Consider the following 12,679-nt stretch of genomic DNA (forward strand, 5'->3'; position numbering starts at 1 on the left):
CGTGGGTGTGGCCCGTGGGCTTGGTTCCGGAACCAAGCCCACGGGCCACACCCACGTTCTCAAACGATAGCTTTGCCTAGTCCGCCAGCCATGACCGCAGCGCGCGAAGGCACTCACGGATGGCGTCGGCGTCGACGTGTTCGTTGTCTTTGTGCGCCAAAAGCGCATCGCCCGGCCCGAAGTTGACCGCGGGAACGCCCAGCTCGCTGAAGCGGGCGACGTCGGTCCAACCGTATTTCGGCTTCGGCTCGCCACCAACGGCGGCAACGAACGACGCAGCAGCGGGGTGGTTGAGGCCCGGCCGCGCTCCAGCGGCGGCATCGGTGCGCACGACGTCGAAGCCGTCCAACAATTCACGGACGTGGGCCTCGGCCTGGTCCGGGGTCTTATCCGGGGCGAAGCGGTAGTTGATTTCCACGACGCAGCGGTCCGGAATCACGTTGCCCGCGGTGCCGCCGTTGATCTTCACGGCATTGAGGCTTTCGCGGTAATCGAGCCCGTCCACGTTGACGGTGCGCGGCTCGTAGGCGGCCAAGCGGCCCAGGATGGGCGCGGCAGCGTGGATGGCATTGCTGCCCATCCACGCCCGGGCAGAATGCGCCGCTTCCCCGACGGTAGTGGCTTCGAAGCGGCTGGTACCGTTGCAACCGCCTTCCACCGTTCCGTTGGTGGGTTCGAGCAGGATCGCGAAATCCCCCTCCAGAAGCTGCGCGTGGTTCCGTACCAAGCGGCCCAGACCGCTCTTGACCGCTTCAACTTCCTCATGGTCGTAGAAGACGAAGGTGACATCTTTGCCCGGCTCGGCGCCGCCGTCGAACATTGTCGCGGCGAGCGCAAGCTGCACCGCGACCCCGCCCTTCATGTCGGTGGCTCCGCGTCCATACAGGTTGCCCGTGCCGGGGACGCCGGACTCCCACGTGGCGGGCACGGTGCCGAGCGAACCTTCCACCGTCGGCAACGGCACGGTGTCGAGGTGGCCGGCCAGGATCACCCGCTCCGGGCGCCCCAGCTCGGTCCGGGCAATGATGGCGTCGCCGTCCCGCACAAGCTGCAGGCCCGGGATCGTGCGCAGGGCGGATTCAACGGCGTCCGCGATCGCGGCTTCGTTGCCGGACACGCTGTTGATATCCATCAGCGCCGCGGCCAGCAGCGCAACGTCTTGCCTGATGTCAAGGAGGATCGGGGTAGTTTCAACGGTCACCCCTCAACTGTATCCCGTGCTAATTGCGACCCTTCGGTCCACGCTCGGTTTCAAGGGAAGCAGTGGCTCTCGATAGACTTGCGCCATGACTGAAACCGCTGCCTCCGCTGCTCTCGATAGCGCTTCCGACAACGCTCGCTCCGCCTATGGCTTCGGACTGGCCACCATCGCCACCTCCGACGCCGGCGAAGCCACAGTGCTGGACGTGTGGTTTCCGGCACCGGCATTGGGCGAGGCCGCCGCATCACTGCGGGCCGTAGAGCACGCTGACGAGTCGCTGACCGCGCTTGCAGCTGAAAGCCACGACGCGGACCGGCGGACCGAACAGAAAGTGGTCTTCGCCCAGATCAACCTCGACGAGGCACCCGCGGATACCGTTGACGCCTACCTGCGCCTCCACTTGCTTTCGCACCGGCTGGTCAAGCCCAACAGCATCAACCTGGACGGCATCTTCGGCAAGCTTCCCAACGTCGTGTGGACCAACTTCGGCCCGGCCGCGGTGGAAGGCTTCGAATTGACCCGTGCCCGCCTGCGCAAGCGTGGGCCTGTGACCGTCTACGGCGTGGACAAGTTCCCCCGCATGGTGGACTACGTCGTCCCCACCGGGGTTAGGATCGCCGACGCCGACCGGGTCCGCCTGGGCGCCTACCTCGCCGAAGGCACCACGGTCATGCACGAGGGCTTCGTGAACTTCAACGCCGGAACGCTCGGCACGTCCATGGTGGAAGGCCGCATCTCGGCGGGCGTTGTTGCCGGCGACGGCACCGATGTCGGGGGCGGCGCGTCCATCATGGGGACCCTCTCCGGCGGCGGTAAGGAAAAGATCGCCCTGGGCGAGCGCGTGCTCCTGGGCGCCAACTCCGGCGTGGGCATCAGCATCGGCGACGACTCCGTGGTTGAAGCCGGCCTTTACGTCACCGCAGGAACCCGCGTGCGCATCCCCGGCCCGAAGGACGCCAACGGCGAGGACACCAGCAGCATCATCAAGGCTGTTGAGCTCTCCGGCGTGCCGAACCTGCTGTTCCGCCGCAACTCCACCACGGGTGAAGTAGAGGTCCTCCCCCGCAAGGGCCAGACGGTGGAACTCAACGAAGCCCTCCACGCCAACTAGCTGATATCTGGATGCGCCGTCTCCGACGCACCATCGTTTTGCTACTGGCCCTGGCCCTGGTGGCTGGTGCCATTTACGCCGTTGTGACTGTGCTGCAGCGCTCCGACACCTTGGTTACGGAGCGCTGCGTCGCCGTCGTCGGCTCGGAGTCCTACGAACTGGCGACGGACCAGGCCGAGAATGCCGCCCTCATCAGCGCCATTGCCCTGCGGCGGGGGCTTCCACCGCGCGCAGCCACGATCGCCATTGCTACGGCCATGCAGGAATCCAAGCTTCGGAACATCGGCCACGGTGACGAGGTGGGCCCCGATTCGCGGGGTCTGTTCCAGCAGCGCCCTTCGCAAGGGTGGGGCACCGAGGCCGAGGTCATGGATCCCGTCTACGCGACCAACGCTTTCTATGACCGCCTCGTGAAAATACCGGGCTACGAAACCATGGCAATCACGGAAGCGGCCCAAGCTGTCCAGCATTCCGCCTACCCCCAGGCCTACGCACAGCAAGAACCCATGGGCCGGGCATATGCGTCGGCCCTGACGGGACATTCCGAAAGGGCCCTCGACTGCACGCTCCGCGCCGCGGACACCGCCGGCGACCCGAACGCCGTCGTCGCGGCCATCACCGCGGCCTTCGGCTCCCAGCCGGCCGTCGCCCAGGGCCGCACCGTGCAGTTGGACATCAGTGGTGCACAGGCGTGGGCTGTAGGCCAGTGGGCCGTAGCGAATGCCAAGGCCTTTTCCGTGACCCAGGTTGACGTTGCCGGCGCCACCTGGAACCGGCAGGACCACAAGGGCTGGCAGGAGCCAGCGGCAGCATCCGGTTCCGTGACCATCACGGTGTCGGCTCCGAAAACGTAGTTCGGGCGGTGCCTGGCGGCCCCGTTCCCGCCTCAGACCAGAAGTTCAACCACCGGCTGGACGTAGCTGCGGAAGATATCCGGCTCGGACAGGAGCTGGTGGCTCATGATCATCTTGTCCGGTTCAAGGTACCAGGCCCTCGGCTCGCTGAGGGGTAGTTCGATGATGGTCAATTGGAAGTCCCGGGAGCTACGCCCGACTTCCAGCAGCCGGTCCTCCACCATGTCCCCCAGGAGCAACGTGGCGCCGCTCGCTTCGCGTTCGGCTTCGAGTTTTTCATACTCTTCCAAGCGCTCACGGGCCCAGGTGAGGGCGGCCCCGAAGTGGGCCTGCAATACCCGGCGCAGAGCAGGCGAGTTTCCGAACGCGTTGAAGCCCGGGGGTGAAAGCTCCGGCGCGGCATCCGGATACGCCCTCAACAGCTGCTCCCACCAGGCCTCCCACTCTGTCTTGAGGGCCGGCACCCCGCCTACCTCGGCAGTGAGATGCGTGTGGTCCGCGTGCCTGACTTTGGGTGTGGCGTGGGACAACGTTGGCGTTCCGGCCCCGTCCAATCCAGCAACGTCTCTCAGATACAAGGCAATGAGCATCGGTCCGGAGGTGTCCATTGTGATCCGCCAGCCCTGACCGCCTGTGTCATGCATCCGATTGCCTCCTTGGCAGGTGCCCGCTCAGGATTCCAGTCTATTCCCGATGAGCCTCGACGTTAACGGCTCGAAGGGACCGCACCAAGAGTGGCCAGATGCGTGGTCAGGACGTCCCGGCAGACCTCGGCAGTCATCCACTCGGGCTGCAGCAGGGCATGCATGCACAGGCCGTCGAGGGTCGCCAAGAGGCGCTCGGCTTCGGTTACCAGGCGCTCTTGGCCGGGTCCGCCGTCGGGCATCAGCCGCATCACCAAACGGCCGACGACGGCGGCCACGGCCCGGTGGCTGCGGGCGGCTTCCTGTTCGAGTACGGGGCGGATCCGGGCCGCGTGCCGGAAGGCCATCCAGACACAGGCGTCGACGGCCAGTTCCTCGTCGAGCGGAAGGAATTGACCCAGGAGGGTTAACACGGCCGCATCGTGTTCTGCGAGGCCGGGCGCAAAGGACTCGACGACGGCGAACGCCTCCTCGAGCCTCTTGGCGATCCTGTCGATGACCACGGCGAAGGAATGGACCAGCAGTTCATCGCTGCTGGCGAAGTAGTGCCGGACCGAGCCGACGGCAAGTCCGGCTTCGTCGGCCACTTCCCGCAAGGACGCGCGTTCAAGGCCATCCGAGGCAATGATCCTGAAGACGGCTTCGACTACTTCCTGGCGCCGGGCTTCGGCATCAACGATCTTGGGCACAGATCTTTTTAGCACGAATGTGCTTGATCCGTGCGGCGCGGCGCACTAGAGCAACGGGACTGTGGCTTACGCGACACCGGATTACGCAACACCGAGCGAGCCTGGTCAAACCTCAGATAGCGTTGCTTGCATGAGAATTCTTGTTACGGGTGGCACCGGCTACATTGGGTCGCACACCGTCCTGTCCTTGTTGGAAACCGGACATGAAGTGGTCGTAGTGGACAACCTCGTGAACTCAAGCGAAGAGTCCCTGCGCCGGGTCGGCGAACTGGCGGGAAAGACCGCGGCGTTCCATAAAGTGGATCTCGTGGACGAGGCCGCGGTTGAAGCCGTGTTCGATCAGCACAGCATCGACGCCGTCATCCACTTCGCCGGGCTCAAGGCAGTCGGCGAATCCGTGCAGGAACCCCTCAACTACTACTACAACAACATTGTCGGCACCCTGAACCTGCTCCGCGCCATGGACAAGCACGGTGTCCGCTCGATCGTCTTCAGCTCGTCTGCCACGGTGTACGGCGAGCACAACCCGATCCCCTACATCGAGAAAATGGAGATCGGAGCGAACAACCCCTACGGCCGCACCAAGGAACAGATCGAGGACATCCTCACGGACCTCGGCGCCGCGGACGAGCGCTGGCACATCGCCCTCCTGCGTTACTTCAACCCGGTGGGCGCACACCCCTCCGGCAGGATCGGTGAGGACCCCCAGGGCATCCCGAACAACCTGGTCCCTTACATCGCCCAGGTCGCCGTGGGCCGCCGCGAAAAGCTCATGGTCTTCGGCGGAGACTACGACACGCCGGACGGCACCTGCCTACGGGACTATATCCACGTCGTCGACCTCGCGGACGGCCACGTCGCCGCGCTGGACTACGTCGCCGGACGCCCCGGAGTGCACCGCTGGAACCTTGGTTCCGGAAAGGGCACGTCCGTTCTGGAGATGCTCCATGCCTTTGAGCAGGCCGTGGGGCACCCGCTGCCCTACGAGATCACCGGCCGCCGCGCCGGAGACCTGCCCGCGTTCTGGGCCGACGCCTCCTCTGCCTTGGCCGACCTAGGCTGGTCCACCACCAAGACCGTGGAGCAGATGTGCGAAGACCACTGGCGCTGGCAGAAGAACAACCCCCTCGGCTACAACGCTTAAAACACAACGCGGGGTCACTTACAGCCCATGATGTCCCTTCGGACGGGCTGTAAGTGACCCCGCGTTCGCCTAGTTAGACGGCCGGGTAGTTGCGCTCCGGCTCTCCTGTGTAGAGCTGCCGCGGACGGCCGATCTTCGTCTGGGGATCGTTGATCATTTCACGCCACTGCGCGATCCAGCCGGGGAGGCGTCCGATCGCGAACAGCACGGTGAACATCTTCTCGGGGAAGCCCATCGCCTTGTAGATCAGGCCGGTGTAGAAGTCGACGTTCGGGTAGAGCTTGCGCTGGATGAAGTAGTCGTCAGCCAGGGCCTTCTCTTCGAGGCGCATCGCGATGTCCAGGAGCTCGTCATTGCCGCCGAGCTTGCCCAGGATCTCGTGAGCCGTCGCCTTGATGATCTTCGCCCGGGGGTCGTAGTTCTTGTAGACCCGGTGCCCGAAGCCCATGAGGCGGACGCCGGCTTCCTTGTTCTTGACCTTCTCCATGTAATCTTCGGGCTTGATGCCCTCGGCCTGGATCTGGCGCAGCATCTTCAGCACGGCCTCGTTGGCGCCGCCGTGGGCGGGACCGAAGAGGGCGTTGATGCCCGCGGACACAGAAGCAAACAGGTTGGCGTTCGACGAGCCCACAAGGCGGACGGTCGACGTCGAGCAGTTCTGCTCGTGGTCGGCGTGCAGGATGAGCAGGAGGTCCAGCGCCTTGACGACGACGGGGTCGAGCTCGTACTGCTCTGCAGGCAGGCCGAAGCTCAGGCGCAGGAAGTTCTCCACGAGGTTCATGGAGTTGTCCGGGTACAGCATGGGCTGGCCGATGGACTTCTTGTGTGCGTAGGCCGCGATGACCGGAAGCTTGGCCATCAGGCGGATAGTGGAAACTTCCACGTGCTCAGCGTTGAACGGGTCCAGGGAGTCCTGGTAGAACGTGGACAGCGCCGAGACGGCCGAGGAGAGCACGGGCATCGGGTGCGCGTCACGCGGGAATCCGCCGAAGAAGCCTTTGAGCTCTTCGTGGAGCAGGGTGTGGCGACGGATCTTCTGGTCGAACTCCTCCAACTGCGTGGGGCTCGGGAGGTTTCCGTAGATCAGCAGGTAGGAAACTTCCAGGAAGCTCGAGTGCTGGGCAAGCTGCTCGATCGGGTATCCGCGGTACCGCAGGATACCGGCGTCGCCATCGATGTAGGTGATTGCCGACGTCGTGGCGGCGGTGTTCATGAAGCCGGGGTCATAGGCGACGGCGCCCGTCTGCTTCAGCAGCTTGGAAACGTCGTATCCTTCGTTTCCTTCTACAACCTTGATCCGCGGGAGCTCGAGCTCTCCGCCGGCATGGCGCAGGGTAGCGCTGGTGGTCTCAGTCATGGAGTCCCCTTCATGAGGCTCTTGGCCTCGGTCGAAAGCTTGATCCAACCAACATCTGGTGACTCCAACCGGGGCCCTGCAAGTGCAGGCGCCATCGGCCAGACTGCCTTCGTGGAGAAAGCCACCATTGATAGTCAGTTAAAAGCTACCGCCAGTAAGCGGGACAGACTAATTTACAGTCCCGGTTACTGGCGGAATGACGCGGCCGTGTGCGGGAAGTCACAGCATTGTTACCGAGCGCCTGTTACCGAGCGCCGCCCAGGCGTTCGACCGCCGCATCGATGCGTTCGTCCGTACCGGTGAGCGCCACCCGGATGAATCCATTGCCCGCGTCTCCATAGAAGACTCCGGGCCCGACGACGATCCCCAGGTCGGCGAAGCGCTGGACTGTGTCCCATGTCGCTTCCCCTGCGGTGGACCACAAGTACAGGCCTGCTTTGGACTCGTGGATCTCCAGGCCGAAGTTCTGCAGTGCAGGCAGTAGGCGTTCACGGCGTCCGCGGTAGAGGTCCTTCTGGGCGAGCACGTGGGTGGCATCGCCGAGCGCGGCACGCATGGCTTCCTGGACCGGATACGGCACGATCATGCCTGCGTGCTTGCGGCTGTTGACCAGATTCGCCACGATCGACGAGTCACCGGCAACAAAGGCGGCACGGTATCCGGCGAGGTTCGATTGCTTGCTCAGGGAGTAGACGCACAAGAGGCCATCGGTGGATCCTCCCGTGACACGCGGGTCAAGGACGCTTGGCACCGCCTCGCCGCCACGCTGGGCATCCCATTCGCCCCAGCCTAGTTCGGCATAGCATTCATCGGACGCCACGACAGCACCGATTTCACGGGCTTGGGCGACGATCTGTCGGAGGGACTCAACATCCCGGACGCTGCCGGTTGGGTTTCCCGGGGAATTGATCCAGATGAGCCGGACCCTGGAGCGGGTTGCGGAGTCCAGTTCGTCAAGGCTGTCCGCGGCCACAGCGGTGGCCCCGGCGAGCATGGCGCCGATGTCGTAGGTCGGGTAGGCCACTGTAGGGCGCACCACGACGTCGCCTGAGCCCAGTCCCAGCAGGAACGGCAGCCAGGCCACCAGTTCCTTGGAGCCGACGGTCGGCATGACGTCCCGCGGATCAATTCCCGGCACTCCCCTACGGCTGGCGAACCAGCTGGACACGGCCTCACGAAGACCCTCCGTGCCGTGCACGGTTGGGTAGCCATGGGCGTCAGCCGCCGCCGCGAGTGCCTCGCGGACCAACTGCGGCGTGGGATCCACAGGGGTGCCGATAGAGAGATTGACTGCCCCGCCCGGGTGTTCCGAAGCCTTGGCGACGTAGGGCGCCATAGCTTCCCAGGGGTAGTCGGGCAGGTTGAGGCCGAAAGCGGGGGCCGCAGAAATCAAAGGAAGCAACCGTTCTTAGTGGTCTTGGTTCTGCGGAGGCAGCGCGGCGATGAACGGGTGGTCCTTGCCGGTGTTGCCGATCTTCGCTGCTCCGCCCGGGGAGCCAAGGTCATCGAAGAATTCGACGTTGGCCTTGTAGTAGTCCGCCCATTCCTCCGGGGTGTCGTCCTCGTAGTAGATCGCTTCCACCGGGCAAACCGGTTCGCAAGCTCCGCAGTCCACGCACTCATCCGGGTGGATATAGAGGGAACGTTCGCCTTCGTAGATGCAGTCAACAGGACATTCTTCAATGCATGCCTTGTCCTTGACATCCACACACGGCTGCGCGATTACGTAGGTCACGTCCCTTGCCTCTCCACAGTTGTCCCGGATCACTTCCGGGTAGTACCACCGGCCCTGTGGCCGGTACATCGAATTCTGAGCCTATTATCCACCAGCCGGAACTCAGCAACCTAGCCGGGCGTCTTACTATGAACTGGTGACTCTGCCCCGGCCCCAGGATTTCCTGCTCAATACCGTAACCGGAACACGGGTAGTTGTCCGATACCGCCTGGCCACCGGCTTCACCGATGCCCTCGGCTACCTGGTCTCAGTCACCGATGATTCGTGCACCATCCGTACGCGCCAGTCCGACGTCGAAATCCCCCTTGCGCTGGTCGTGGCGGCCAAAGAGGTCCCGCCTCCGCCCCCACGCAGGAGTCCGCGCACAACCGGCGAGTAACCCTGCGGCTCCCTGCACTCCCTTGCTCACCACCCCCGTCCACCCACTGGACATGCCCCCTGCCCGGTTCACCCACCGGACATGCCCCGTGCCCGGCCGAACCATTGGACATAATGCCAATATGTCCAGTGTTGGGTCGCAAGACAGAGCATGTCCTGCGGAGACGCGGGCCGAACAAGGGACATGTCCGGTCGTGACGAGCAGCGATGGGCATGTCCCTTCGGGACGACGCGGATGTTGGGCCGGGCAGGTGTCATGAACGCGTCAGGCGGCCCGGTCGAGCGACCTCAGGGTGTCGCGTACCAGCGCTACGAATTCGCGAGGCCGGTGCTTCACCAGCGAATAGCTCACCACCAGCGTGGGAACACCCAATTTTGTGGTGACGTTCCACCGGCGGCGGTCCTCCTCGAAGCTCGGCTTGTCCATGTGGAACCCCGCTCCGTCGGTCTCGATCCCCAGTCTTCCGTCCACCATCAGGTCCAGATGCCCCATTCCCGGTATGTGCACTTGCGATTCAACATGGAAGCCGGCTTCGCGCAGCAGGTGCCGGGCGATGCACTCAATGATCGACTGCGACTGGGGAACGATCCGTGACACGAGCCTCCGCTCGCGTGCATCATTCCGCCCGGTCAACCTCATCCTGATGGCCGTCAGAGGTAACTTGCCAAGAGCCACCGCCGATTCAGCAATGACGAGGCCATCCAGGTCCGGCAGGCAGCGCAGTGCCTGAATGAGAGAATCCGTCAACGTGGGCGGGGCGGCGGATCTGTGGCAGACGAAGCCCTTGTACTTGCGGCTGTGGGGGACTGCCACATGGGGAAACTGAGGGGCGTCCATTACCCACAACCCGGCCAGTTCGGCTGCGGAAACGCAGGCCGGCTCCGCAGGGAGGGACCGGATGGCTAGCAAGCCAGGATCGGCGCCCGGCACCGCATAAACCCCTCGAGCCACGCGGAGAATCCGGCCGCTGGCCAAAGCGGACTTCAGCTGGAAGTGCGACACTCCGGCCGCAGCGAGATGCTTGGCCCGCGCCACGCCGTCGTACGCTGACACGACGTCGATAATGTTCACCATGCGCCCCATCGTTCCCCCTGATGCGGGCGGTCCGGAAGCACCGAAATTCGCTATGTGGAAAACAACCCGTCCATTCTTGCGGGCAAACGCTGGACATGTGCCTCCGTTACGGCAGAGCATGCGCCGCGTGGAGACCAAGGAATGCGCATGATGCCATTATGTCCAGCGCTGCGGACCAAGGCGGGGCATGTCCCGAGGGAGGTCAGGCACCCTGCACGGCGTCCGGCAGCCGGCGCATTCCCCGCAGCGGTGAGAACAACACTGGTGCAACGAAAACCATGCTTCCGCCCACGCCGATCCAGAGTGTTGGGACCAGCCCGATGTTCTCGGCCAGGAGACCCGAGGCAAGGGCTGCGATCGGCATGACTCCCCACACCACGAAGCGGATGGACGCATTCATCCGCCCCAGGAGCCGGGGCGGACACACCCGCTGCCGCATGCTCAGCTGCATGATGTTGTACACCAGCACTCCGAAGGCGAACCCGAACTCGGAGAAAACGAGCATCACGAGGGACATCCATCGTTCAGGAGCAAGCACGCACAACGGAACCAAGAGGAGGAAAAGCGCGCTGATCATCGACGCGACAGGAATAACCGTCCCCTCGCCGATCCACGCCGCGATCTTGGGCGCGGCAACGGCGCCGATCAGTCCGCCCACAGCACCGACCGACATAATGAGGCCCATGCCCTCCGGTCCGAGTTCAAGTTCACGAAGCACCAAGACCGGTATCAAGGTGGAGGCGAGTGTCGTGAAGAAGTTGACCCCGCCCGTGCAGGCCACAATCCTGCTGATCAAAGGATGCCTGACCACGAAGACCAGTCCCTCCTTGATCTCGCTGGCGAGCGGCTGCCGATCCTTCGCGGGCACGGGCAGTTCCGCGTCGCGCGTCCTAAGCAGGAAGATGGCCGACAGCAAGTATCCGGCCGCCTCCCCGACGAACAGCACGGGGGCGGACACAATCGCCAGCAAGCCACCGCCTGCGGCAGGACCGCCGATCCGAGCGATTTGGGAAGTAGCCTCGAGCTTGGAGTTGGCCTGCGAGACTTTCACGGCGTCCACGAGGACGGGTACGTAGCTCTGGTAGGAAACGTCGAAGAACACCGTCGCGGCCCCGACGACGGCGGCCACTGCGTAAAGGTGCCAGATCTGGAGGAGGCCGGCCCACCAGAGGATGGGCACAGTTGCCATCGCCGCGGTGCGGACCAAGTCAGCCACAATCATGGTGCGGCGCTTGAGCCAGCGGTCGACCCATGCTCCTGCGGGCAAACCGATCAGCAGGAAGGCCGCGAGGCCGGCGGCATTGAGGGCGCCGACTTCGAACTCACTCGCACCGAGCAAAGTCACCGCGAGGACGGGAAACGCCAGTTGCCCCAGTTGCGCTCCGAGCTGGCTGACGGCCTGCCCTGACCAGAAGGTGATGAAGTTTCTGTCCCGCCACAGCGAGGCAGCCGGCCGGGTTGTGTCAGTTTGCGCGGCATTGCGGGTGGTTCCGGCGTTCACCCGCCCAGTCTCGTTCAGTGATTGGTATATGTCAATCACTCATAGCTGGCTACACTGGCCACCATGAAGGAAGACGCGCGGGAGAACGGTGACCTGGTGGCCAAGGGCCGCGCGTTGAGTTCCCCCCTGCGCCTGAGGATTCTCCGGCTCTGCCTGCACCAAGCGCGCACCAACAAGGAGATTGCGGGGCTGCTGGAGATCAACCCGGCGTCGAGCCTGCACCATGTGCGGACCTTGGTGCGCACGGGTTTCCTCGAAGCCCAGGAAGGCCGGAAGGGAAAGCGCGGCGCCAAAGAGGTGCCGTATCTCGCGACCCGCACCTCGTGGAGCACCCCCGTCGACGGGATTTCCCCGGTCCTGATCGAAACATTCGTCCAGGAAACGCGCCGGCTCGCACCCGAGGACATCGACGTCTGGCGGCTCGGGGTCAAGTTCAACACCGCACGGCAGCAGGAAATGATGGACAAACTGCGCGCCGTCGTCGAGGAATACATGCACCTTCCGGCGGACGACGACGGCGAGGCCACCTCGCTCCTGATCGCCCACCACCGGGACCCAACCGCCGATTAGCTATCCGCGCGGAGGACGCCGGTAGCGCCGGCACCACAAGAGCACCACGACAGTGATGCCCGCGGTTCCGAAGACCCACACATTACCGGGCACATCCGCGACGATCAGCTGCTTGCCCGGTCCCCCCGTGGACAACAGTCCGATGGTGGCGTAACAGACAATGCCCGCTACCGCCGTCGGGAGCAACGACCGCGACCACGCACCCAGCAGGAGCTGCAGCGACGCGAGCAGGAGCAACGCGGCCGCAGGACCCCAGTGGACGTCGACGCCGGCAACGAAGAACGCCTGCCGGTGCAGCGCGGTGCCTGCGAGGGCAGCAAAAAGAGCCACCGGAACAGCGGCGGCAATGCCGCGTACTGCTCCGGTGGCTCCCTTGGTCAATGCGTCAGTCCGTTCTGCGCGTCAATACCCGATCTGCGC

Annotated in this window: 14 protein-coding genes; 5 read left to right on the top strand and 9 right to left on the bottom strand. The window is 64.3% G+C overall.

What is annotated here, in order from left to right:
* Window positions 1-76 precede the first annotated feature (76 nt).
* The gene (gene dapE, locus L0B83_RS03705) at window positions 77-1,201 is read right to left on the bottom strand and encodes a succinyl-diaminopimelate desuccinylase (RefSeq protein ID WP_234757065.1); all 1,125 of its coding nucleotides are present in this window, start codon (window positions 1,199-1,201) and stop codon (window positions 77-79) included.
* Window positions 1,202-1,286: 85 nt separating this feature from the next.
* On the opposite strand from dapE, the gene dapD reads away from it, so the two are divergent.
* Together dapD and L0B83_RS03715 are read left to right on the top strand one after the other, a co-directional pair.
* Window positions 1,287-2,312 (top strand): 2,3,4,5-tetrahydropyridine-2,6-dicarboxylate N-succinyltransferase, encoded by a 1,026-nt coding sequence (dapD, locus tag L0B83_RS03710; RefSeq protein WP_234757066.1) that lies wholly within the window; start codon window positions 1,287-1,289, stop codon window positions 2,310-2,312.
* A gap of 11 nt (window positions 2,313-2,323) precedes the next feature.
* A complete protein-coding gene (locus L0B83_RS03715; protein ID WP_234757067.1) occupies window positions 2,324-3,166 on the top strand; it encodes a hypothetical protein in 843 nt (280 codons plus the stop codon).
* 32 nt (window positions 3,167-3,198) lie between these two features.
* Here L0B83_RS03715 and L0B83_RS03720 read toward each other — a convergent pair whose 3' ends face one another.
* Window positions 3,199-3,810 carry a hypothetical protein gene (locus L0B83_RS03720; protein ID WP_234757068.1) on the bottom strand — a complete coding sequence of 204 codons (612 nt, stop codon included), beginning with the start codon at window positions 3,808-3,810 and terminating at the stop codon, window positions 3,199-3,201.
* Window positions 3,811-3,872: 62 nt separating this feature from the next.
* Complete coding sequence (locus tag L0B83_RS03725) at window positions 3,873-4,499, bottom strand: TetR/AcrR family transcriptional regulator (RefSeq protein ID WP_234757069.1); 627 nt, start codon at window positions 4,497-4,499, stop codon at window positions 3,873-3,875.
* A gap of 130 nt (window positions 4,500-4,629) precedes the next feature.
* Here L0B83_RS03725 and galE point away from each other — a divergent pair, with 130 nt between their 5' ends.
* The gene (gene galE, locus L0B83_RS03730; protein WP_234757070.1) at window positions 4,630-5,643 is read left to right on the top strand and encodes a UDP-glucose 4-epimerase GalE; all 1,014 of its coding nucleotides are present in this window, start codon (window positions 4,630-4,632) and stop codon (window positions 5,641-5,643) included.
* A 73-nt stretch (window positions 5,644-5,716) separates the two neighbouring features.
* Here galE and L0B83_RS03735 read toward each other — a convergent pair whose 3' ends face one another.
* From L0B83_RS03735 to fdxA, 3 genes are all read right to left on the bottom strand, one after another.
* Window positions 5,717-7,000 carry a citrate synthase gene (locus tag L0B83_RS03735; protein WP_234757071.1) on the bottom strand — a complete coding sequence of 428 codons (1,284 nt, stop codon included), beginning with the start codon at window positions 6,998-7,000 and terminating at the stop codon, window positions 5,717-5,719.
* 244 nt (window positions 7,001-7,244) lie between these two features.
* On the bottom strand, window positions 7,245-8,393 hold the full coding sequence (gene dapC / locus L0B83_RS03740) for a succinyldiaminopimelate transaminase (RefSeq protein ID WP_268820591.1): 1,149 nt from the start codon (window positions 8,391-8,393) through the stop codon (window positions 7,245-7,247).
* Between the two features lie 15 nt (window positions 8,394-8,408).
* A complete protein-coding gene (gene fdxA, locus L0B83_RS03745; protein WP_018776555.1) occupies window positions 8,409-8,735 on the bottom strand; it encodes a ferredoxin in 327 nt (108 codons plus the stop codon).
* 136 nt (window positions 8,736-8,871) lie between these two features.
* Here fdxA and L0B83_RS03750 point away from each other — a divergent pair, with 136 nt between their 5' ends.
* Entirely contained in the window at window positions 8,872-9,114 is a 243-nt protein-coding gene (locus tag L0B83_RS03750; protein ID WP_234757072.1) for a putative acetyltransferase, read from the top strand.
* 264 nt (window positions 9,115-9,378) lie between these two features.
* Here the strand turns inward: L0B83_RS03750 and L0B83_RS03755 are convergent, their stop codons facing one another.
* Together L0B83_RS03755 and L0B83_RS03760 are read right to left on the bottom strand one after the other, a co-directional pair.
* The gene (locus L0B83_RS03755; protein ID WP_234757074.1) at window positions 9,379-10,188 is read right to left on the bottom strand and encodes a type IV toxin-antitoxin system AbiEi family antitoxin domain-containing protein; all 810 of its coding nucleotides are present in this window, start codon (window positions 10,186-10,188) and stop codon (window positions 9,379-9,381) included.
* 202 nt (window positions 10,189-10,390) lie between these two features.
* Entirely contained in the window at window positions 10,391-11,689 is a 1,299-nt protein-coding gene (locus L0B83_RS03760) for an MFS transporter (protein ID WP_234757076.1), read from the bottom strand.
* Window positions 11,690-11,752: 63 nt separating this feature from the next.
* On the opposite strand from L0B83_RS03760, the gene L0B83_RS03765 reads away from it, so the two are divergent.
* Window positions 11,753-12,259, top strand: a complete 507-nt coding sequence (locus L0B83_RS03765) for a helix-turn-helix domain-containing protein (protein ID WP_234757077.1) — start codon at window positions 11,753-11,755, stop codon at window positions 12,257-12,259.
* Here the strand turns inward: L0B83_RS03765 and L0B83_RS03770 are convergent, their stop codons facing one another.
* Window positions 12,260-12,640 carry a hypothetical protein gene (locus L0B83_RS03770; protein ID WP_234757078.1) on the bottom strand — a complete coding sequence of 127 codons (381 nt, stop codon included), beginning with the start codon at window positions 12,638-12,640 and terminating at the stop codon, window positions 12,260-12,262. It abuts the gene before it with no gap.
* Between the last annotated feature and the right edge of the window lie 39 nt (window positions 12,641-12,679).

It is taken from the genome of Arthrobacter alkaliphilus, assembly GCF_021483235.1.
GTDB classification, from domain to species: domain Bacteria; phylum Actinomycetota; class Actinomycetes; order Actinomycetales; family Micrococcaceae; genus Arthrobacter; species Arthrobacter alkaliphilus.